The organism is Pseudonocardia yunnanensis (genome assembly GCF_039534065.1).
Taxonomy (GTDB): domain Bacteria; phylum Actinomycetota; class Actinomycetes; order Mycobacteriales; family Pseudonocardiaceae; genus Pseudonocardia; species Pseudonocardia yunnanensis.
This window is the reverse complement of sequence record NZ_BAAAUS010000017.1, coordinates 1-19,905: the sequence shown is the minus strand read 5'-3', so window position 1 is coordinate 19,905 and position 19,905 is coordinate 1. Positions and strand designations below refer to the sequence as shown.

At 70.8% G+C, this 19,905-nt stretch carries 19 protein-coding genes and 1 pseudogene; 9 read left to right on the top strand and 11 right to left on the bottom strand.

Features of this window, described 5'->3' with window-relative positions; genetic code table 11:
* Positions 1 to 27: 27 nt before the first annotated feature.
* Entirely contained in the window at positions 28 to 405 is a 378-nt protein-coding gene (locus ABD743_RS16760; RefSeq protein ID WP_241037527.1) for a DUF5319 domain-containing protein, read from the bottom strand.
* A 211-nt stretch (positions 406 to 616) separates the two neighbouring features.
* Between ABD743_RS16760 and guaB the strand changes: the two genes are divergently transcribed.
* A complete protein-coding gene (gene guaB, locus ABD743_RS16755) occupies positions 617 to 2,131 on the top strand; it encodes an IMP dehydrogenase (protein WP_344723015.1) in 1,515 nt (504 codons plus the stop codon).
* A 35-nt stretch (positions 2,132 to 2,166) separates the two neighbouring features.
* Positions 2,167 to 3,291: a GuaB3 family IMP dehydrogenase-related protein gene (locus ABD743_RS16750; protein ID WP_344723014.1), complete on the top strand. Its 1,125-nt coding sequence runs from the start codon at positions 2,167 to 2,169 to the stop codon at positions 3,289 to 3,291.
* An 11-nt stretch (positions 3,292 to 3,302) separates the two neighbouring features.
* On the opposite strand, the gene ABD743_RS16745 is transcribed toward ABD743_RS16750, so the two are convergent.
* Both ABD743_RS16745 and ABD743_RS16740 read right to left on the bottom strand, forming a co-directional pair.
* Positions 3,303 to 3,881: a helix-turn-helix transcriptional regulator gene (locus tag ABD743_RS16745; protein ID WP_344723013.1), complete on the bottom strand. Its 579-nt coding sequence runs from the start codon at positions 3,879 to 3,881 to the stop codon at positions 3,303 to 3,305.
* A gap of 98 nt (positions 3,882 to 3,979) precedes the next feature.
* Positions 3,980 to 4,333 carry a hypothetical protein gene (locus ABD743_RS16740; RefSeq protein ID WP_344723012.1) on the bottom strand — a complete coding sequence of 118 codons (354 nt, stop codon included), beginning with the start codon at positions 4,331 to 4,333 and terminating at the stop codon, positions 3,980 to 3,982.
* 141 nt (positions 4,334 to 4,474) lie between these two features.
* On the opposite strand from ABD743_RS16740, the gene guaA reads away from it, so the two are divergent.
* Together guaA and ABD743_RS16730 are read left to right on the top strand one after the other, a co-directional pair.
* Positions 4,475 to 6,025: a glutamine-hydrolyzing GMP synthase gene (guaA, locus tag ABD743_RS16735; protein WP_344723011.1), complete on the top strand. Its 1,551-nt coding sequence runs from the start codon at positions 4,475 to 4,477 to the stop codon at positions 6,023 to 6,025.
* Positions 6,016 to 6,939: a methylenetetrahydrofolate reductase gene (locus tag ABD743_RS16730; RefSeq protein ID WP_344723010.1), complete on the top strand. Its 924-nt coding sequence runs from the start codon at positions 6,016 to 6,018 to the stop codon at positions 6,937 to 6,939. The genes guaA and ABD743_RS16730 overlap by 10 nt, the downstream gene beginning before the upstream one ends.
* 159 nt (positions 6,940 to 7,098) lie before the next feature.
* Here ABD743_RS16730 and ABD743_RS16725 read toward each other — a convergent pair whose 3' ends face one another.
* Positions 7,099 to 7,341 (bottom strand): hypothetical protein, encoded by a 243-nt coding sequence (locus ABD743_RS16725; protein ID WP_344723009.1) that lies wholly within the window; start codon positions 7,339 to 7,341, stop codon positions 7,099 to 7,101.
* Positions 7,334 to 8,572 carry a PspC domain-containing protein gene (locus ABD743_RS16720; protein WP_344723008.1) on the bottom strand — a complete coding sequence of 413 codons (1,239 nt, stop codon included), beginning with the start codon at positions 8,570 to 8,572 and terminating at the stop codon, positions 7,334 to 7,336. Before ABD743_RS16720 ends, ABD743_RS16725 begins: the two co-directional genes overlap by 8 nt.
* A gap of 59 nt (positions 8,573 to 8,631) precedes the next feature.
* On the opposite strand from ABD743_RS16720, the gene ABD743_RS16715 reads away from it, so the two are divergent.
* Entirely contained in the window at positions 8,632 to 10,014 is a 1,383-nt protein-coding gene (locus ABD743_RS16715) for an ATP-binding protein (RefSeq protein WP_379658881.1), read from the top strand.
* Positions 10,011 to 10,703 carry a response regulator gene (locus ABD743_RS16710; protein ID WP_344723005.1) on the top strand — a complete coding sequence of 231 codons (693 nt, stop codon included), beginning with the start codon at positions 10,011 to 10,013 and terminating at the stop codon, positions 10,701 to 10,703. Before ABD743_RS16715 ends, ABD743_RS16710 begins: the two co-directional genes overlap by 4 nt.
* 22 nt (positions 10,704 to 10,725) lie before the next feature.
* On the opposite strand, the gene ABD743_RS16705 is transcribed toward ABD743_RS16710, so the two are convergent.
* The 4 genes from ABD743_RS16705 to ABD743_RS16690 all read right to left on the bottom strand — a co-directional run bounded on the left by ABD743_RS16705 (position 10,726) and on the right by ABD743_RS16690 (position 13,398).
* Positions 10,726 to 11,670 (bottom strand): hypothetical protein, encoded by a 945-nt coding sequence (locus tag ABD743_RS16705; RefSeq protein ID WP_344723004.1) that lies wholly within the window; start codon positions 11,668 to 11,670, stop codon positions 10,726 to 10,728.
* Positions 11,671 to 11,915: 245 nt separating this feature from the next.
* Positions 11,916 to 12,665 (bottom strand): PIG-L deacetylase family protein, encoded by a 750-nt coding sequence (locus ABD743_RS16700; protein WP_344723223.1) that lies wholly within the window; start codon positions 12,663 to 12,665, stop codon positions 11,916 to 11,918.
* Positions 12,666 to 12,730: 65 nt separating this feature from the next.
* Complete coding sequence (locus ABD743_RS16695) at positions 12,731 to 13,051, bottom strand: hypothetical protein (RefSeq protein ID WP_241037540.1); 321 nt, start codon at positions 13,049 to 13,051, stop codon at positions 12,731 to 12,733.
* A gap of 71 nt (positions 13,052 to 13,122) precedes the next feature.
* Entirely contained in the window at positions 13,123 to 13,398 is a 276-nt protein-coding gene (locus ABD743_RS16690; protein WP_241037584.1) for a chorismate mutase, read from the bottom strand.
* A 250-nt stretch (positions 13,399 to 13,648) separates the two neighbouring features.
* Between ABD743_RS16690 and pcrA the strand changes: the two genes are divergently transcribed.
* Positions 13,649 to 15,985, top strand: coding sequence for a DNA helicase PcrA (pcrA, locus tag ABD743_RS16685; RefSeq protein ID WP_344723003.1), 2,337 nt, complete (start codon positions 13,649 to 13,651; stop codon positions 15,983 to 15,985).
* Between the two features lie 27 nt (positions 15,986 to 16,012).
* On the opposite strand, the gene ABD743_RS16680 is transcribed toward pcrA, so the two are convergent.
* Entirely contained in the window at positions 16,013 to 16,861 is an 849-nt protein-coding gene (locus ABD743_RS16680) for a M23 family metallopeptidase (RefSeq protein WP_344723002.1), read from the bottom strand.
* A 195-nt stretch (positions 16,862 to 17,056) separates the two neighbouring features.
* A complete protein-coding gene (locus ABD743_RS16675) occupies positions 17,057 to 18,016 on the bottom strand; it encodes an esterase/lipase family protein (protein WP_344723001.1) in 960 nt (319 codons plus the stop codon).
* Between the two features lie 205 nt (positions 18,017 to 18,221).
* On the opposite strand from ABD743_RS16675, the gene sucC reads away from it, so the two are divergent.
* Together sucC and ABD743_RS16665 are read left to right on the top strand one after the other, a co-directional pair.
* Positions 18,222 to 19,391, top strand: coding sequence for an ADP-forming succinate--CoA ligase subunit beta (sucC, locus tag ABD743_RS16670; RefSeq protein WP_344723000.1), 1,170 nt, complete (start codon positions 18,222 to 18,224; stop codon positions 19,389 to 19,391).
* A 1-nt stretch (position 19,392) separates the two neighbouring features.
* Positions 19,393 to 19,905 (top strand): annotated as a pseudogene (locus tag ABD743_RS16665) (succinate--CoA ligase subunit alpha); the annotation flags it as partial.

The window sequence follows — 19,905 nt, the reverse complement described above, 5'->3', positions numbered from 1 at the left end:
CGGGGGCCGTCGCCGTTGTGCGTGACGTCAGGAGTCGGACAGCACCGCGTCGGCGTAGCCGCGGCAGTACTCCCAAGTGACGTAGCTGGTGGGGTCGGGGTCGAAGGCAGGCTCGTGGGGTCGCATCTGCCCCTCGTCCAGCAGTTGCTGGAGGCTCGCCCGCAGCAGACTCCACTCGTGGAAGTGCTGCTCGCCGCAGTCACCGCAGTCGACGACGATGCCGCGCACGCCGCGGGCCTCCAGCAGAGCCTGGTAGACCGCGAGGTCGGCGAGGTCGGCCACCACCTCGTCGCGCTCGGCCTCGGTCAACCCGTCCTGCTCGCCACCCTCCGGACCGTCGAGGGAGAGGGCGGGATCATGCGGGTCACCGGCGAACGGGTCCGGCGGCAGGGCATCAGGTGACACAGGTGCGACGATACCCGCACCGGGACCCGGGTGGATCGTGCGCACCAGGTTCACCGCGGCGGGGATGGTGCGGATGTACCGGACTGTGGTGATGGACTCGGCGCGGCCGGGGGCCGCGGTATGGGCGGCGCGGATACGATGTCGGGAAATCTCCCCGCCGCCCGGACCGCCGCGCAGCGGTGGAGGCGCAGGGATCGACGGGATGGTGCCGATGACCAGCGAGGCCGCAGGACTGCCCCCGAAGTTCGCGATGCTCGGCCTGACGTTCGACGATGTGCTGCTGCTCCCTGCTGAGTCCGATGTCGTTCCCAGTTCGGTCGACACGAGCACGCAGATCACGCGCCGGGTGCGGATCCGGGTGCCGCTCGTGTCGTCGCCGATGGACACGGTCACCGAGTCTCGGATGGCCATCGCGATGGCCCGGGCGGGTGGGCTCGGTGTGCTCCACCGCAACCTGTCCCCCGAGGAGCAGACGGCCCAGGTGGAGGTCGTGAAGCGCTCCGAGGCGGGGATGGTGACCGACCCGGTCACGTGTGCGCCCGACGCCACCTTGGCCGACGTCGACGCGTTGTGCGCGAAGTTCCGCATCTCGGGGGTGCCCGTCACCGACGCGGGCGGGCGCCTCGTCGGCATCATCACCAACCGCGACATGCGGTTCGAGATGGACCACAGCCGCCCCGTCCACGAGGTGATGACGCACGCCCCGCTGATCACGGCCAGGGTGGGCGTCACCGCTGAGGCCGCGCTGGGACTGCTGCGCCGGCACAAGCTCGAGAAGCTGCCGATCATCGACGGCGACGGCATCCTTCGCGGCCTGATCACGATCAAGGACTTCAACAAGACCGAGAAGTACCCGCTCGCCACCAAGGACCCGGACGGGCGCCTCGTCGTCGCCGCAGCGGTCGGCGTCGGCGAGGAGGGCTACTCGCGGGCGATGCAGCTCGTCGAGGCCGGGGTCGACATCTTGATGGTGGACACCGCCCACGGGCACTCCCGTCGAGTGCTGGAGACCGTCGCGAAGCTGCGGGCCGAGGTCGGGCACAACGTCGACGTGGTGGGCGGCAACGTGGCCACCAGGGCCGGTGCGCAGGCTCTCGTCGAGGCCGGGGCGGACGCCGTGAAGGTGGGCGTCGGGCCGGGCTCGATCTGCACCACCCGTGTCGTGGCCGGCGTCGGGGCGCCGCAGATCACCGCGATCTACGAGGCCTCGCTCGCCTGCGCACCCGCGGGCGTCCCGGTGATCGGCGACGGTGGCATCCAGTACTCCGGCGACATCTCCAAGGCGATCGCAGCCGGTGCGTCGTCGGTGATGCTCGGGAGCCTGCTGGCCGGCACCGCGGAGTCGCCCGGCGAGCTGATTCTGGTGGGCGGCAAGCAGTTCAAGACCTACCGCGGCATGGGCTCGCTCGGGGCGATGCGTTCGCGCGGCGGGGAGAGCGGCGGCAAGTCCTACTCGAAGGACCGCTACGCCCAGGACGACGTGCTCAGCGAGGACAAGCTGGTGCCCGAGGGCATCGAGGGCCGCATCCCGTTCCGGGGGCCGCTAGGGCAGGTCGCGCACCAGCTCGTCGGTGGCCTGCGGTCCGGGATGGGCTACGCGGGGGCGCAGACGATCGAGCAGCTCCAGCAGGCGCAGCTCGTCCGGATCACCGCCGCGGGGCTCAAGGAGAGCCACCCGCACGACATCACGATGACGGTCGAGGCGCCCAACTACGTAGCCCGTTAGAGGCTCGCGGAAGAGCCTGTCTACGCTGGTCATCCGTGCGTGACCTCGTGGAGATCGGGATGGGCCGGGAGGCCCGTCGCAGCTACGACCTGTCTCAGATCGAAATTGTGCCCTCGCGGCGCACCCGCAGCTCCCAGGAGGTCTCCACCGCCTGGCAGCTCGATGCGTACCCGTTCGAGATCCCGTTGGTGACCCACCCCACCGACGCGATCGTCTCGCCGGCGAGCGCCGTGCGGATCGGGCAGCTGGGTGGGCTGGCCGTCCTCAACGCCGAGGGCCTCTGGGCCCGGCACGCCGACGCGCAGGGGGCGCTGGAGCGGGTGCTCGACGCCGCGGGCGACGAGGACCCCTCGGCCGCCGTGCAGCTGCTGCAGGAACTGCACGCCGCGCCGATCCAGCCCGCGCTGCTCGCGGAGGCGCTCAAGACGGTGGGCGAGGCCGGGGTCACCGTGGCCGCCCGGGTGAGCCCGCAGCGGGCCCGGGAGCTCACCCCCGACCTGCTTGCCGCCGGCGTCGAGATCCTGGTGGTGCAGGGCACGATCATCTCCGCCGAGCACGTCTCGGGTGGGGAGCCGCTGAACCTGAAGGAGTTCATCAACTCCCTCGACGTGCCGGTCGTCGCCGGCGGGGTGGGCGACTACCGCACGGCGATGCACCTGATGCGCACCGGCGCTGCCGGGGTGATCGTGGGATACGGGGAGTCGTCCGCCACCACCACTGACGACGTGCTCGGGATCGGCGTGCCGATGGCAACGGCGATCGTCGACGCTGCCGCGGCCCGCCGCGACTACCTCGATGAGACCGGCGGCCGCTACGTCCACGTCATCGCCGACGGTGGGATGACCGGCTCGGGCGACATGGCCAAGGCCATCGCCTGCGGTGCGGACGCTGTGATGCTGGGCGAGCAGCTGGCCGAGGCGTCGGAGGCACCCGGGCAGGGCCTGTACTGGACCTCCGCCGCGGCCCACCCGTCCCTGCCGCGTTCGGAGGTCACAGGCTTCCCGCCCGGTGAGCGTGACCTGCAGACGCTGCTCTTCGGCCCCTCCAGCAGCCCTTACGGCCTGGTCAACCTCTTCGGCGCCCTGCGGCGAGCGATGGCGAAGACGGGCTACTCGGACCTCAAGGAGTTCCAGCGCGTGGGGCTCACCGTCAGGGGTTGAGGTCGGCGACGTCAGGGTCGCGGAGCGGATCCGGCGGGGAGGTGCTCACTGCGCCAGCTGCTCGGAGTCGTTCCGTACCGCCGCCGGAACGCCCGCTCGAACGTCCGAAGATCGAGGAACCCGACGGCCGCCGCAACGGCCGATATCGTCAGCCGGTCGTGCCCACGGCCGGACAACATGGCCTCTGCCGCGAGCAGCCGCTCCTCGCGGAGGTACGCGCCAGGCGTGGTCCCGATCCGCTCGAACAGGGTGTACGCGTGGCTGACCGACACGTGGTGCCGCCGCGCCAGTTCCTCGACCCGCAGGTTCGGGTCGGCCAGATGTTCGCGGACGTGCGTCCGCATCATGTCGAGTAGCACGATGTATATGCAGAAGAGCATCAGGTTGTCGGCTGACGCTCGTGCTGTCATCCGGTCGGTCCGGACCGACGACATCTGCCCCCAATGCGTCCGAGTGAGTGTCAGGGTCTCGCCCAGCTCCTGGCTCGCCGCCCGCCCGCGGAAGTGGGGACCCGTCCGGGCGATCACCGGGATGGCGAACTCTCCGGCGGCGTCTTCCAACTCCTCGCCGGAGAAATCGAGAATCTGCACGGCACTGAGGCTAGGTTCGGGCCATCCGCCCAGGTAGGGGCACTACGAGTGCTCGTAGTACCACCTGGACGGCCAGTACTTCAGGGCAGCGAGGCCGCTCAGTAGGTGCCCATGCCGTTGTCCGCGATCTTGTTGAAGACGCGGCGCTCGGTCTTCCTGTCGGAGACCAGCATCTGCACGGCAGCGCGGAGCACGTCCTGGGTGGTGACTCTGGCCCAGCCGAGGTCGAGCGCCGCGTCCACCTTCCACTTGGTGAAGGCGTCGAACTCCGCCTGTGTGAGGTCGACGAACTGCCGGACACGGCCGTTGACCACGGGCGGAGCGACCATGGCCGCAGGCGACCGGATCGTGTCTCCCGGTTCGGGCGCGATCTCGGGCCCGTGCCCGACCGGGTAGACCTTCGCCCAGTACGGCTTGGGGAGATGCTGGTCGTCGGACGGCGACGTGCTCATCCTGTTCCTTCCGTTGATCGTCGGCGGGATCGTCGCACCGACGTCCGACAGTGCTCGTCGAGCTCCGATGGTTCAGCGGGGAACAGGAACCGCTGCACGCTCGGCCAGAAGTCGTGTCCGCTCGTTGACTACTCTGGAGTTGTGCAGCCCTCCACCGTCCTCGTCGTCGACTACGGGGCCCAGTACGCCCAGTTGATCGCCCGTAGGGTGCGTGAGGCGCAGGTGTACTCGGAGATCGTGGCCGGCGACACACCGGTCGAGGAGATCGTGGCGCGCAAGCCCGCCGCCGTGATCCTGTCCGGCGGCCCGTCGAGCGTCTACGAGTCCGGAGCGCCCCGGATCGACCCCGCGCTGTTCTCTGCGGGCATTCCGGTGCTGGGCCTCTGCTACGGCTTCCAGGCGATGGCGCAGGCCCTCGGCGGGGAAGTCGCCCAGGACGGCACGCGTGAGTACGGACGCACGGTGCTCACGGTCTGTGAGGCCGCGAGCGTGCTGCACGACGGGCTGCCGGGGAGCCATCCGGTGTGGATGAGCCACGGCGACTCCGTGGTGCGTGCGCCCGATGGGTTCACGGTCACGGCGTCGTCCGAGCGTGCGGCGGTGGCGGCCTTCGAGGACACCGATCGGCGCCTGGCCGGCGTCCAGTACCACCCGGAGGTCGGGCACTCGCCCTACGGGCAGGACGTGCTGCGACGGTTCCTGTACGACATCGCCGGCATCGCCCCCGGCTGGACCACCTCGTCGATCATCAACGACACGATCGACGCGGTTCGCGCGCAGGTGGGCGAGGGCAGGGCGATCTGCGGGCTGTCCGGCGGCGTCGACTCCGCCGTGGCTGCGGCGCTCGTGCAGCGGGCCATCGGCGATCGCCTCACCTGTGTGTTCGTCGACCACGGGCTGCTGCGGGCCGGCGAGCGGGAGCAGGTGGAGCGCGACTTCGTTGCCGCTACGGGCGCCAAGCTCCACACGGTCGATGCGCACAAGCGCTTCCTGGACGCCCTCGCCGGGGTCACCGACCCCGAGGAGAAGCGCAAGATCATCGGGCGTGAGTTCATCCGGGTCTTCGAAGCGGCCACAGCAGAGGTGGCGGCCGAGGAACACGTGGGTTTCCTCGTGCAGGGCACCCTCTACCCCGACGTCGTCGAGTCCGGCGGCGGCTCGGGCACGGCCACGATCAAGAGCCACCACAACGTCGGTGGGCTGCCCGACGACATCGAGTTCGATCTGGTCGAGCCGCTGCGGGCGCTGTTCAAGGACGAGGTGCGCAAGGTCGGCGCCGAGCTCGGGCTGCCCGACGCGATCGTCTCGCGCCAGCCGTTCCCGGGGCCGGGGCTCGGCATCCGGATCATCGGCGAGGTCACCCACGACCGGCTGGAGACGCTGCGGGCCGCCGACGCGATCGCGCGCGAGGAGCTCACCGCCGCCGGTCTCGACCGCACGATCTGGCAGTGCCCCGTTGTGCTCCTCGCCGACGTCCGCAGCGTCGGGGTGCAAGGCGACGGGCGCACGTACGGCCACCCCGTCGTGCTCCGCCCGGTGTCCAGCGAGGACGCCATGACGGCGGACTGGACCCGCCTGCCCTACGACGTCCTGGAACGTATCTCGACACGGATCACCAACGAGGTCGCGGAGGTCAATCGCGTGGTTCTCGACGTCACGAGCAAGCCGCCGGGCACGATCGAGTGGGAGTAGAGATCCCGGCGGAGCGGCCGGGCCGCCTCGCCGATGCGCTGCGCAACGGACGGTTCGCCGTCACCGCCGAGATCGGGCCCCCGCGGGGCGCCGACGTGGACGAGATCCGCGAGTCCGCGGCTTTGCTGCGTGACTGGGTCGACGCCGCGAACATCACCGACAACCAGGGCGCCCAGGTGCGGGTGTCCAGTTTCGCCGGCAGCGTCGTCGCGCTCGCCGAGGGTCTCGAGCCGGTCATGCAGATGACCTGTCGCGACCGCAACCGGATCGCCCTGCAGTCCGATCTGCTCTCGGCGGGTGCCCTCGGCATTCCCAACCTCGTGCTGATGACCGGTGACCGGCCCGAACGCGGCGACCACGCCGACGCCACGCCGGTGTTCGACCTGAGTTCGAGCAGCCTCATGACCACGGCACGCACGTTGCGGGACGAGGGCAGGCTGCTGTCCGGCCGTGTCATCGACCCGGCGCCGCGGTTCCTGCTCGGTGCCGTCGACACCGGGGCGGGTGTCCCCGACCGGCTCGAGCAGAAGGTGGCCGACGGCGCCGAGTTCGTGCAGACCCAGTTCGTGTTCGACGTCGACGAGTTCAGCATCTGGATGGAGAAGGTGCGCGACCTCGGGCTCGACACGAAGTGCGGGATCCTCGCGGGCGTCGGGCCCATCCGGTCGCTGCGGGCGCTCGAGTTCATGGCGGGCATCCCCGGCGTGATCATCCCGCCTGCGTTCGAACGCCGGCTGCGTGGAGTGCCGGCCGACCGCGTCGCTGCCGAAGGCATGGCCGCGTGCGCGGAGACCGTGGCTGCGCTCCGCGAGGTCACCGGCGTTTCCGGGGTGCATGTGATGGCCGTCGGCTACGAGCGGGGCGTGCCGGAGATCCTGGAGGCAGCCGGGTTGGAGCCCACCCACCGGGCGTGACGCGCGCCCGCGAGTCGCACGGCCAGGGCGCACCGCGTCGAAACGACGAGGGCGGCACCCGGGTTCTCGAACCCCTGGTGCCGCCCTGCGCGGCCGCTGCTCCCCCGAGCACGGCCTCCCGGTCCCGGCGACCCCCATCGCCGGTTCCGGTCGATCTCATCAGCTGGTGCCGCGTCCCCTGAGGCTCCCGACCAGCAGCAGGAGCCCGATCACCGTGGCCCCGGCGGCAAGCAGCCACCGCGGGTCGAACCCGGCGAGCGACGGCACCTGACCGACGAACGCCGATGCCGCCATCCCCAGCGAGAGCACGCCGACGAGCAGGGTCGCCAGGTCCGGGCCGCGGCGCCGGCTAGCCGACTTTCCTGTCGTCGCCTGCTGATCGTTCCAACTCTGCTCAGCCACGGTGCACCTCCACACTTCCCGCGCCCGACTCGATCGTCAGGACGAGCGGACGTCCCGACGCAACACCGTCGGCGCCCAGGTCGTTGGCGACGGCGAGGTGCGCCCCCGGGCCCGACTCCTCGCGGGTGCCGTACTCGATGCTTCCCACTCCGGTGGTGCTGGTCAGGCTCAGGTCGGCATTCGGGGGCACCCACACTTCGACGTCACCCACCCCGAGCGTGATGCTCGACCGCACCGGGCTCGAGTTGCCGCCGGGCTGCGCCGTCAGGTCGAGGTTGCGCAGATCGAGCGCGATCTCACCGGCAGTGCGCTGGTAGCTGGGCTGCAGCGCCGCCACGGTGGTGGGGGCCTCGCGCAGCTCGCCGAACCCATTGCCCTGCCAGCGGTCGAGCGGCGCAGCCACCATCGCCCAGGTCAGTACGCCCAGGAGCACAGCGATCGGGATCAGGCCCCGGCCGGAGCGGACGAACGCGCCGATCACCAGCCCGGCTCCGATCACCGCCAGCACCACCCCGAGCAGCACCGGCAGGTTGGCAAGCGTGAGCACCCCGGCCAGGAGCATGATCACGGCGGTGATCCCGCCGGCGAGCAGTGCGAGACCGAGGGTCACGGGCGTGACTGGCAGTCGGCGCGGCGCCGGCTGCTCCGGCGGGGCGACCGGTGAGGGCTCGGGGAGGTCCCAGGCGAACGGGGCGGCCCCCAGCGGGTCCCACGCCGGAGGAGTGGGCGCTGCCGAAGCGCTGCTGGTGCCGGGAGCCTCCTTGTTCAGGGAGACGCCGGGCGTGGCCGTGGTGGGCGCCTCAGCGGAGTGCGCCGTCGCCGGCCCGCTCGGTCCGCGGTGGCTCCGGCTGCGGTGCAGCAGGAACAACAGGACCGCGACGGCCACCGTGGGCAGCAGGATGTTGCGCTCGCCGCCGAAGATCGACCCGAGAGTCACGAACGCCGCGACCACCAGGCCGATGACCATGATCGTCCGCGGTGAACGGGCCGCCCCGGGTGCACCCGGGGCGGCCGGCTCCTCGGGCAGGAGGAACCAACCGGCGATGTAGAGCGCCGCGCCGATTCCGGAGAACGCCGCCACCACGAAGCCGACCCGGACCAGTGTCGGGTCGATGTCGTAGCGCCGGGCGATTGCTGCGGCAACGCCCGCCACCTGCCGGTCGTCACGCGGGCGGGCGGGCCGGGTCTCCCACATCTCCCGCAGCGTGTTCTGCACGTCGGTCCCGTTCATCGCTCTTCTGCCTCCATGGGAGACAGCTTGATGGTCATGCGGACCCTGGGGCATGGGGGATGGCCCCGAGCCGTCCCGGAGCTTTCCCCGATGTCCCGCTTCCCCCGGCATGTGACCATAAGTGCGTGACCACGGTTACCCCACCGCCTGCGCCACCGCCGCCGGTGTCGCCCGCCCCGCCGCTCGCCCGCAGGCGCAACGGCCGGTTCGTCGCGGGGGTGGCCGGTGGTGTCGCCGACCACCTCGGCGTCAGGGTGCTCTGGGTACGCGCGGCCTTCGTCCTGCTCGCCGGCATCAACGGCGCCGGCGTGCTGGCCTACGGGCTGCTCTGGATCTTCCTGCGGCAGGAGTCCGCCGACGTCCAGCGGGTGCTCGGACGCAGTGAGCGTCAGCAAGCGATGGGGCTCGCGGCCCTCGGCATCGGTGCGGGCCTCGCCGCTGCGGCCGTCGGAAGCAACGTCGTGGGCTGGATCGTCGGCCCGCTCGGGGTCGCGGCCGTCGGGGCGGCGGTCGTGTGGCGGGAGGCCGACGAGGCACAGCGGCGCCGGTGGACGGCAGGTGCGCGGTCGGGGGTCACCGGTATCGCGGGCGGAGGGCGCACGGCCCTGCTGCGGTTGATCGCCGGGGCCGTGTTCGTGGCCAGCGGGATCGGGGTGTTCCTGCTCGGCAACCTGGATCTGTCCCAGGTGCAGTTCGGGCTCCTGGCTGTGTTCGCCACCCTGCTCGGTGTGGGCGTGCTGACCGTCCCGTGGTGGGTGCGGTTGATGCGGGAGCTGAGTGAGGAGCGGCGGGAGCGCATCATCGAGGCGGAGCGGGCGGAGATCGCCGCGCACCTGCACGACTCGGTGCTGCAGACCCTCGCCCTCATCCAGCGCCAGTCCGACGAGCCGCGCGAGGTGCTGCGGCTGGCCCGGGGCCAGGAGCGCGAGCTGCGGCACTGGCTCTACGGGCCCACGGGGTACGGCCGGTCCGCGCGCGCGTCCGGTGAGCCCACCCTCGACTCGGGCCTCGCCGCCGCGATCACCGCCGCAGCGGCCGAGGTGGAGGACACCTACGCGATCAACGTCCGGCCCGTGGTGGTGGGCGACCGGCCGCTCGACGACGGCCTGCGGGCACTCGTGCTCGCCGCCCGCGAGGCGATGGTCAACGCGGCGAAGCACGCCAAGGTGGGCGAGGTGAGCGCATACGTCGAGGTCGAGCCCACCGAGGTGCACGTGTTCGTCCGCGACCGCGGCATCGGTTTCGATCCCGACGCCGTTTCCGACGACCGGCACGGCCTCGCCGACTCGATCCACGGCAGGATGAAGCGGCACGGAGGTGCGGTCCGGCTGCGGAGCACCCCGGGCGAGGGCACCGAGGTGCATTTGAGCATGCCGGTGGACGGACCGGCCGACACGGAGCCCGAGCCGGAGGCCCAGGCCCAGAAGGAAGCGACGACATGACCGACACCCCCGATGTGACGACGGGTGCCGAGGAGCCCGGGATGATCCGGGTGTTCCTGGTCGATGACCACGGCCTGTTCAGGTCCGGGGTACGCGCGGAGCTGGACCGCCGCGTGCCCGACGTCACGGTGGTGGGCGAGGCCGGTTCCGTGGACGAGGCGGTGGCCGCGATCCGCCACCTGCGGCCGGACGTGGTGCTGCTCGACGTCCACATGCCCGACGGTGGGGGCGCCGAGGTGCTGCGGCAACTGCGGCCCGAGCTGCCGGACGTGGTGTTCCTGGCGTTGAGCGTGTCCGACGCCGCCGAGGACGTCATCGCTGTGATCCGGGCCGGGGCGCGGGGCTACGTCACCAAGACGATCTCTGGCAGTGAGCTCGCGGATGCCGTGCGGCGGGTGAAGTCCGGAGATGCGGTGTTCTCGCCGCGACTCGCGGGATTCGTGCTCGACGTGTTCTCGGAGCGGCCCGGAGCGGCCCCGCCCGGTGACCCCGAGCTCGACCTGCTCACCCGGCGGGAGCGCGACGTGCTGCGGCTGCTCGCGCGCGGCTACGCGTATAAGGAGATTGCCGGGGAGCTCTTCATCTCGGTGAAGACGGTGGAGACGCACGTGTCGAGCGTGCTGCGCAAGACTCAGCTGTCCAACCGGTACGAGCTGTCACGGTGGGCATCGGACCGGCGGCTGGTGTAGCCGCCGGTCCGGGCGACCGGGGTCAGCCGCCGAGCAGACCCGCAGCGACCTTGCCGATGCCGCTGAGCAGACCACCGGACGACTTCCCGCTGTCGCCGCCGCGGCTGCTGTCGCCGTTGTCGTTGCGGCCACCGTCGCTGTCGTCGTTGTTGTCCCGGTCGCCGTCGCTGCTACCGCGGTCCTGCTGATTCGACGACTCCGCGTCGGATTGCTGGGGAGCGGAGTCCTGGTGGGAGTCGTCGGAGTCGTCGGAGCGGAGCAGGCTGCCCACGTCGTCGACGAGGCCAGTCACAACACCATCGGACTCGTCGTCACCGTTTGTGGTGGTGGACGGGGTGGAGTCCGAGCTGTCACCGCCGCTGCGGGCGTTGCTGTCATCGGTGGAGCGGGAGTCCCCGTCGTCCGAGCCGGCGGAGAAGCCCCCGTGGTCCGAGCCGGAGTTCTGCGTGGTGCTGGGGGCCGATGTGGTGGGGGTGTCGTCCGCGCCCGCGATGCCCGCGGGCACGGCGGCGACCGCGCTCGGGAACGCGACGGGCGTCCAGGACGTGGGCGGAGCTGTGCCGGCGTCGAGGACGTCGCCTGCCGCGCCGGAGTCGACGACCCCGGCGGCGGGGAGAACGGGCGCCTCCGGCTGGGTCGAGCTGAGCCTGCCCTGGCCCGGGTAGCTGTTGTTGGTGGCGCCCTGCGCCTCGGTGCCGGTGGGTGCCACCTCGCTGAGCACCGCGGCTCCGACCACCGATCCGACGGCGAGGAGCGCGCCCGCCGCCACGGCACCGCGCTTGACCGCCAACTTCTTCGCGGTGGGCGCGGGGGCGGCGGCAGCGGCGGCGCTCGGTACATCGGCCTTCGGCGGGTCGATCTGCTGGTGGCCCCGGGGCTGAACGGGCCGGTCCACCGTGTGCGGGGCCCGGCCCTCGCGACGCAGCAGGCTTCCTACGGAGACGCCTGTGGTGGCGGTCTCAGTCACGACCGGAAGCTTCGTGGTGACAGCGGCGTTACGGCTCAGCAGATCCGCGACGGTGACCACACCGGCAGGAGCCATCCGAGGTCCGCCTCGGGACACCATCTGAGCCACTGTGCTACGTCCTCCCTTTGAGTGAACGGACGAGCGAATGTCTACCGGATGTCGATTCGGCGTACCAAGTGTCAATCGTCCGCTCGCCGGCTTTCACCCAAATGGAGTATTTCCGTTCGGCGACGATTACCGACCGCTCATCTGATCGAGACGACCTGGAAGCCCTCGGCGAGGCTCCCATCTGGCATTTCGTAGCGCCGGGCCCATCCCTCGCTCCACGGCCGGATGATGCCTTCCAGGTCCATGTGCGACGTCTGTGATCGGTGCTCCCGCAGCGCGGCGATCTTACGGTCGAACGTGGCGGTCACGTCGACGATGTGATTGATGCGCTCGTCCGGCGCTCCCATGAGCCACAGCTCGCCGACCGTCCACGCCTCGAGCCCCTCCTCCTGCAGGAGCTCCGGGTGGGCGAACGGGTTGCGGGCGTCGGGATAGACGGCCGCGAGCGCGGCTTCCCCTGCAGCCCGATGGTCAGGGTGGGACGCGCCGAGGCGGGGCCAGGAGATCTCCGGGGACTGCGCCAGCACCCGCTGCGGACGGACCTTGCGGATCTCGCGGCTGATGTCGCGGCGCAGCTCGATCGTCGGGGTCAACGTGCCATCGGGATAACGGAGGAAGCGGACCTCCTTCACCCCCAGCGCGGCAGCGGCGGCCTGCTGCTCGGTCTCCCGCAACGGGCCCATCGCCTCGCGCGGGGTGTCGTCGTAGCCACCTGCGTCACCGGACGTGCAGATGCAGTACGTGACCTCGATGCCGGCCGCCGTCCATGTGGCGACCGTGCCGCCGGCGCCGAAGTCGACGTCGTCGGGATGGGCGGTGACGACGAGTGCGCGCTCGACGTCGTCGCGGACGCCGACGAGTGGCCGACCGGTGTCAGCGTGAGGCATGGTCACCGGCGAACCCTACGACCGCCTGCGTGGCCGCCTCACCGGACGGTGGTCCGCAGGACTGATCAGGGCAGGCTGCGGAAGCGGGTGCGGGTGGAGTCGAGCGCCTGCTTCGCGTAGAGACCGGCGCCGCCGCCCAGCACGAGGCCGATCAGGTCGATCGGCACCGAGCTCGAGGTGGTCATCAGCAGGCCCAGCAGTGCGACCCCCGCGGTGCCGCCCGCCACCTTCCAGCGGCTGTTCACGTAGTCGACGGTGGTGCCGCCGGACAGGCCGCGCTTCTTCGCGGCGTTGTTCAACATGGCCAGGTAACCGACGTGGCCCAGCGCCGCGAGAAGCCCGACGAGAGCGACGACTGCTGCGACGATCCCGAACACCGTGCCCATGCCGTCAACAGTGCCACGAAATGGCCCCGCGGGGGGCGGCTGGCACCGGGATAGACCCGGTAGGACGCCGGTCAGCGCCCGCCGAGGCGCCCGCGGCCCAGCCGCAGCAGCAGCATCCCGAGCTCGCGGCCCTCGGCGCCGAGGTCGCGGAACCGCGCGAGCACCGTCATCTCCCGGTTGTAGACGATTCGCGGGCCGCCTGCGGCCATTCTGGCCCGGCCGATCCGCCGCGAGACCTGCGTTCGGCGTTTCACGAGTCGGAGGATCTCGGCGTCGAGGCGGTCGATCTCGACACGCAACGCCTGGATCTCCTCCTCGGCGGGGATGTCGCTCGCCGGATCGTCCAGATCGCTGCTGCCGGCCGGCGCGGTGCTGTTCTCCGTCGTCACGGTCAATCTCTCTTCCAGGTGACTGGGCCCCGGCCCGTGACGCGAGAACGCCCCGGGTCCTGAGGACTCCGGGGCGTCGTGGGGGCTGATCAGCTGGCCACGGGCACCGGTGTCCGGTACCCGTAGAAAAATCGATGGCTGATCAGTGGCACAGCTGCAGTGTGCCACAGCCGGGCGCGTCAGAGGGCGGCGGTACTCTTCGAACACGATGAGCGCGCTGTTCGAACTGCCAACCGAGAACCCCGTCCACGCCCGCACCGAGCGCGGCGCGGCGCTGCTGGAGGGGCTCAATCCGCGACAGCGCGAGGCGGTGGTCCACGCCGGTTCGCCGCTGTTGATCGTCGCGGGAGCGGGCTCGGGCAAGACGCGCGTGCTCACCCACCGCATCGCCTGGCTGCTGGCCGAGCGCGGGGTGCACCCCGGCGAGATCATGTCGATCACCTTCACCAACAAGGCCGCCGCCGAGATGAAGGAGCGCGTCGACGCTCTGGTCGGCCGCCGCGCCAACGCGATGTGGGTGTCGACGTTCCACTCGATGTGCGTGCGGATCCTGCGCCGCGAGGCGCAGCACCTCGGCGTACGCAGCGCGTTCTCCGTCTACGACGCCGACGACACCCGCAGGCTCGTCGGGCTCGTCGCGCGCGACCTGGAGCTCGATCCCAAGAAGTTCGCAGCGCGCGGGCTCGCCGCCCAGATCTCCAACCTCAAGAACGAGCTGCTCTCGGCCGACGACGCCGCCGAGCGCGCCACCAACGAGTACGAGCGCAAGGTCGCCGAGGTCTACGCCGTCTACCAGACCAGGCTGCGCACGGCCAACGCGTTCGACTTCGACGACCTCATCATGGAGACGGTCTCGCTGCTGCAGCGCCTGCCCGCTGTCGCGGAGTACTACCGGCGCCGCTTCCGCCACGTGCTGGTCGACGAGTACCAGGACACCAACCACGCGCAGTACACCCTGGTGCGCGAGCTGGTCGCCCCCGCGGCCGATGGCGAGCAGCCGGGCGAGCTGTGCGTGGTGGGCGACTCCGACCAGTCGATCTACGCGTTCCGCGGCGCCAGCATCCGCAACATCATCGAGTTCGAGCAGGACTTCCCGAACGCCCGCACGATCCTGCTGGAGCAGAACTACCGCTCCACCCAGCGCATCCTCACGGCGGCCAACGCCGTGATCGCGCGCAACCCGGACCGCCGCGACAAGCGCCTGTGGTCCGAGCAGGGCGACGGCCACAAGGTCACCGGCTACGTCGCCGACAACGAGCACGACGAGGCGGCGTTCGTCGCGCAGGAGATCGACCGGCTCGTCGACTCCGGTGAGATCCGCAACTCCGACGTGGCCGTGTTCTACCGCACCAACTCCCAGTCCCGCGTGTTCGAGGACGTGTTCCTGCGGGTGGGGCTGCCGTACAAGGTCGTGGGCGGGGTGCGGTTCTACGAGCGCCGCGAGGTCCGCGACGCGCTGGCCTACCTGCGTGTGCTGTCCAACCCGGAGGACACCGTCAGCCTCCGGCGCATCCTCAACGTGCCCAAGCGGGGCATCGGCGACCGCGCCGAGGAGCTTGTGGCCGCCTACGGCGACCGGCAGCGCATCTCGTTCGCCGCTGCGCTACGGGTCGCCGCCGAGCAGCCCGAGCGGATCCCCGGCCTGGTCACTCGCTCGCAGCGCTGCATCGCTGCGTTCGTGCGCCTCCTCGACGAGCTCGCCGAGCTGGTGGAGCGCGGCGAGGAGACCGCCGAGCTGCTGGAGGCCGTCTACGCGAAGACGGGCTACACGGCCGAGTTGGAGGCCAGCGAGGATCCGCAGGACGGGTCGCGGCGGGAGAACCTCGCCGAGCTCGTCACCGTCGCCCGGGAGTTCGCGGGCGACGCCGCTGTGGCCGACCTCGACGACTCCGACGTGGCCGTAGGCGCGCCTCCACCCGGCTCCCTGGCCGCTTTCCTCGAGCGGGTGGCGCTCGTGGCCGACGCCGACTCGATCCCCGACAACGACGAGGGCATGGTCACGCTGATGACCTTGCACACCGCCAAGGGCCTGGAGTTCCCGGTCGTGTTCCTCACCGGCTGGGAGGACGGCGTGTTCCCGCACATGCGGGCCATGGGCGACCCGGCGGAGCTCGCCGAAGAGCGGCGGCTGGCCTACGTCGGCATCACGCGGGCGCAGGAGCGGCTCTACCTGACCAGGGCGATGATCCGGTCGTCGTTCGGGCAGCCCAACGCCAACCCGGCATCGCGGTTCCTCGCCGAGGTGCCGGAGGACCTGGTCGACTGGCGCCGCTCCGAGCCGGAGCGTTCGGCTCCTGTGGGCCGGTTCGGGTTCGGCCGCCGCGCCGGGGCCACCGACCGGGGCGACTGGCGGGTGCCGGAGCGCAAGCTCACCGCGTCCATCCACCTCGAGGTGGGCGACCGCGTCAGCCACGACAAGTACGGCCTCGGCACCGTGATCGCCTCCGACGGCGCCGGGGCCCGGGCCACCGTCACCATCGACTTCGGAAGTGCGGGCACCGTGCGGCTGATGCTCATCGGTGGGGTGCCGCTCCAGAAGCTCTGACTCCCCGGAGCCGATGGGCGGCCGGCCCTAGAAGTCGATGCCCCGCTTGCGCAGCCAGGGGATCGGGTTGATCTTCGAGCCGTCCTCGTCCCAGATCTCCAGGTGCAGGTGCGGGCCGGTGGAGTAGCCGCGGTTGCCGATCTCGGCGATCTCCTCGCCGGCCTCCACCTTCTCGCCCTTGTCCACGAACATGCGGTTGACGTGGCCGTACACGCTCTGGCTGCCGTCGGTGTGGCGCAGCACCACCCAGAGGCCGAAGCCGGTGGCCGGGCCGGCCTCCTCGACCACGCCGTCGGTGAGGGCGTAGATCGGCGTGCCGATGGGGCCTGCGATGTCGATGCCGAAGTGGGACGTGCCCCAGCGCGCTCCGAACATCGACGTGAGGCGGCCGACGGCCGGGCGCACGAACGCGAGATCGCCGTAGAGGTGGGCCTCTGAGGCGCCGTGGGCCAGCGCTGAGTCGATGATCGCCGCCTGGCGGGCGAGCTCACGGCCGAGGTCCACGGCCTTCGCGAGGTTCTGGACGTCGACCTGGGAGGCGGGGTCCAGCTGCGTCAGCGTGAACTGGTCGGGGAGCAGCTGGTCGCCACCGATGGCGTCGACAGCAGGGTTCGGGGTGTTGACCTCGGTGACATCGGCGACGGGCACCAGCGCACTGACGGCCTGCGGGGCGACGGCGCCGAGGGGCGACACCAAGGTCTGGCCTGCCGCGACGACCGCACCTGCGGCGACTGCGGCGACGGTGGCCCGCCCGCGTAGGGATGCGGCGGGTGGCGCCGGAAGACGGTGCCCGCTCGGGACCGCGACGACACGTTGGCGCGTCGCACGATCGGGGTTGTCCGCCTGGGCGCCGCTTGGGGAGCGGTGGCGCGCCAAGTCCTGCCCTTCTCGACGAATAACCGGTGCATCCATGCCGGTCGCGACCGCGTGGGCTGGGGATCCCGCAGCGGCGATCGGGGTCGCCGCTGATGCTGTCGTGACCGCTCCGTGACTCGGACGTCGCGAAACGTAGCGGGGGCGTGGGCATCGGGCAAATCTGACGCGGCGTGTCGGACGTTGATGAAGGCGCGATCAGGACGCGGGGAACGCGGACTCACCGAGCGTGTCCGTCAGGGGGCTCGGACGCTCCTGACCTCGGCTCTCCCGGTAGTAGCGGTGGTCCGAACGAGTGAGCGCATCGGCTACCCAGTGCAACGTGCGCGTATCGATCGGCATCGACAAGTGACCGACATCACGTAGTTCGAGCTCTTCGATGTCGAGGTCCGGATGTATCAGGCGACCGTTTCGTTGGGGCACGACCATCTGGTCGAGCCGGCTCCACACCACGAGGAACCGGGTGGAGCACCCTGGTGACGGGCGGGCGAGCTCCTCGAGCAGCTCCGAGCCGGGCCGCAGCTGGCGGCCCAGCGGGGTCGGCATCAGATGTGCGGTCAGCGTGCCGCGGTGCGGGCTCCCGAGCGTCACGAGCGTGTCGACGGCGGCCGAGCCACCCATCCGCTGGACGTAGTAGCGCGCGATCATCCCGCCGAGCGAGTGGCCGACGATGTGCACCTTGTCGGCGCCGGTGAGCTCGCGCAGTTGCTCCACATGACCCCGCAGCTGATGGGCGGCGGTGCGGATGTCGCCGGTGAAGAGGCTGTAGTTCACCGCGTGGACGGCTCCGAAGCCGCGCCGGCGCAGAGACCTGCGGAAGAGGGTGAACACCGACCTGTTGTCCATGATGCCGTGGACCAGCAGGATCGGAGTGCCCGCCGCCTCGAGGTCGGTGACCATCAGGCTGCGCCGCGCCGGGGGGAGCGAGTCGGTGCGGTAGCCGCTGGGTTCGACGAGTTGCTCACGCAGGAGGCCTGCCGGGTAGACCACCATGTGGGCAGCGAACCAGGCCCACTCGATGGCGAGGCCGCGCAGCCCGGCCGGAACGCAGAACGTGCGTGCTACGTAGGCGCCCGCTCGGCCGAGTTCCAGCGCGGTCGTCTGTGCCGCCGCGGCCACTGTGGCCAGGCGGTCCAGTCCAGCGTGGACGAACGCCATAGAACGACGGTAGGTGACAGATGCCGAAAGCGCCGGTCCCGGATCGTGCGCAGCAGCGCGGAACCGATTCCGGTGCAGGGGTGACTGCGGTCACCAGGGCAGCACAGGGGCGGTCCGAACGGCGTCGCTAGGGTCGCCCTAGCAGGGGTTCCGCGGGCTCCAGGCCCGCCGCGGACCAGCGCAGTGGGGATTCTGAGGAGAGCCAGTGGACCTGTACGAGTACCAGGCGAAGGACCTCTTCGCCGCCCACGGAGTCCCGGTTCTGCCGGGTCGGACCGTGGAGACACCCGAGGAGGCGCAGTCGGCGGCGTCGCAGCTCGGCACGGCCGTCGTCGTCAAGGCCCAGGTGAAGACGGGCGGCCGCGGCAAGGCGGGCGGCGTGAAGCTCGCCAAGACGCCGGAGGAGGCCAAGGAGAGGGCCGAGGCGATCCTCGGCATGGACATCAAGGGCCACACGGTGCACCGCGTGCTCGTGACCGAGGCGAGTGACATCGCCGAGGAGTACTACTTCTCCTTCCTGCTCGACCGGTCGAACCGCACGTTCCTCGCCATGTGCTCCGCTGAAGGCGGCATGGAGATCGAGCAGCTCGCCGTGGAGCGTCCGGAGGCGCTGGCGCGCATCCCGGTGGATCCGATCGCGGGTGTCGACCGGGCCAAGGCCGCCGAGATCGTGGCGCAGGGGAAGATCCCGGCCGAGGTCGCCGACCAGGCCGCGGATGCGATCGTGAAGCTGTGGGAGACCTTCGTCTCCGAGGACGCCACCCTGGTGGAGGTCAACCCCCTCGTCCGCGATCCCCAGGGCAACATCGTCGCCCTGGACGGGAAGGTCACGCTCGACGAGAACGCCGGTTTCCGGCACCCGGGCCACGCCGACCTGGTGGACAAGCGCACCGAGGACCCGCTGGAGGCGAAGGCCAAGGCCAAGGACCTCAACTACGTCAAGCTCGACGGCGAGGTCGGCATCATCGGCAACGGTGCGGGCCTGGTCATGTCGACCCTCGACGTCGTGGCGTACGCCGGTGAGAAGCACGGCGGTGTGAAACCCGCCAACTTCCTCGACATCGGCGGCGGCGCATCGGCCGAGGTCATGGCCGCCGGCCTGGACGTCATCCTCGGCGACCCGGACGTCAAGAGCGTGTTCGTGAACGTCTTCGGTGGCATCACGGCCTGCGACGCGGTCGCGAACGGCATCGTCGAGGCGCTGAAGATCCTCGGCGACAGCGCGACGAAGCCGCTGGTCGTGCGGCTGGACGGCAACAACGTGCTCGAGGGCCGCCGGATCCTCGACGAGGCGAACCACCCCCTGGTCACCCAGGTGGACACGATGGACAACGCGGCCGATCGCGCCGCTCAGCTTGCGGCTGCGGGAGCCTGAAATGTCGATCTTCCTCAACGAGAACAGCCGGGTCATCGTCCAGGGCATCACCGGCTCCGAGGGCACCAAGCACACCACGAAGATGCTGGCCGCCGGCACGAACATCGTCGGTGGGGTGAACGCCCGTAAGGCCGGCACCAGCGTGTCGATCGGTGGGAAGGACCTGACCGTGTTCGGCACGGTCGAGGAGGCGATGAAGGAGACCGGCGCCGATGTCAGCGTCGTCTTCGTGCCGCCGCGTTTCGCCAAGGACGCCGTGATCGAGGCGATCGACGCCGAGATCGGCCTGGCCGTCGTGATCACCGAGGGCATCCCGGTGCACGACTCGGCCTACTTCTGGGCGCACGCGGTGGCCAACGCCAACCGCACGCGGATCATCGGCCCGAACTGCCCGGGCATCATCAGCCCCGGCAAGTCCAACGCCGGCATCATCCCGGCGGACATCGCCGGCAAGGGCCCGATCGGGCTCGTGTCCAAGTCGGGCACGTTGACCTACCAGATGATGTACGAGCTG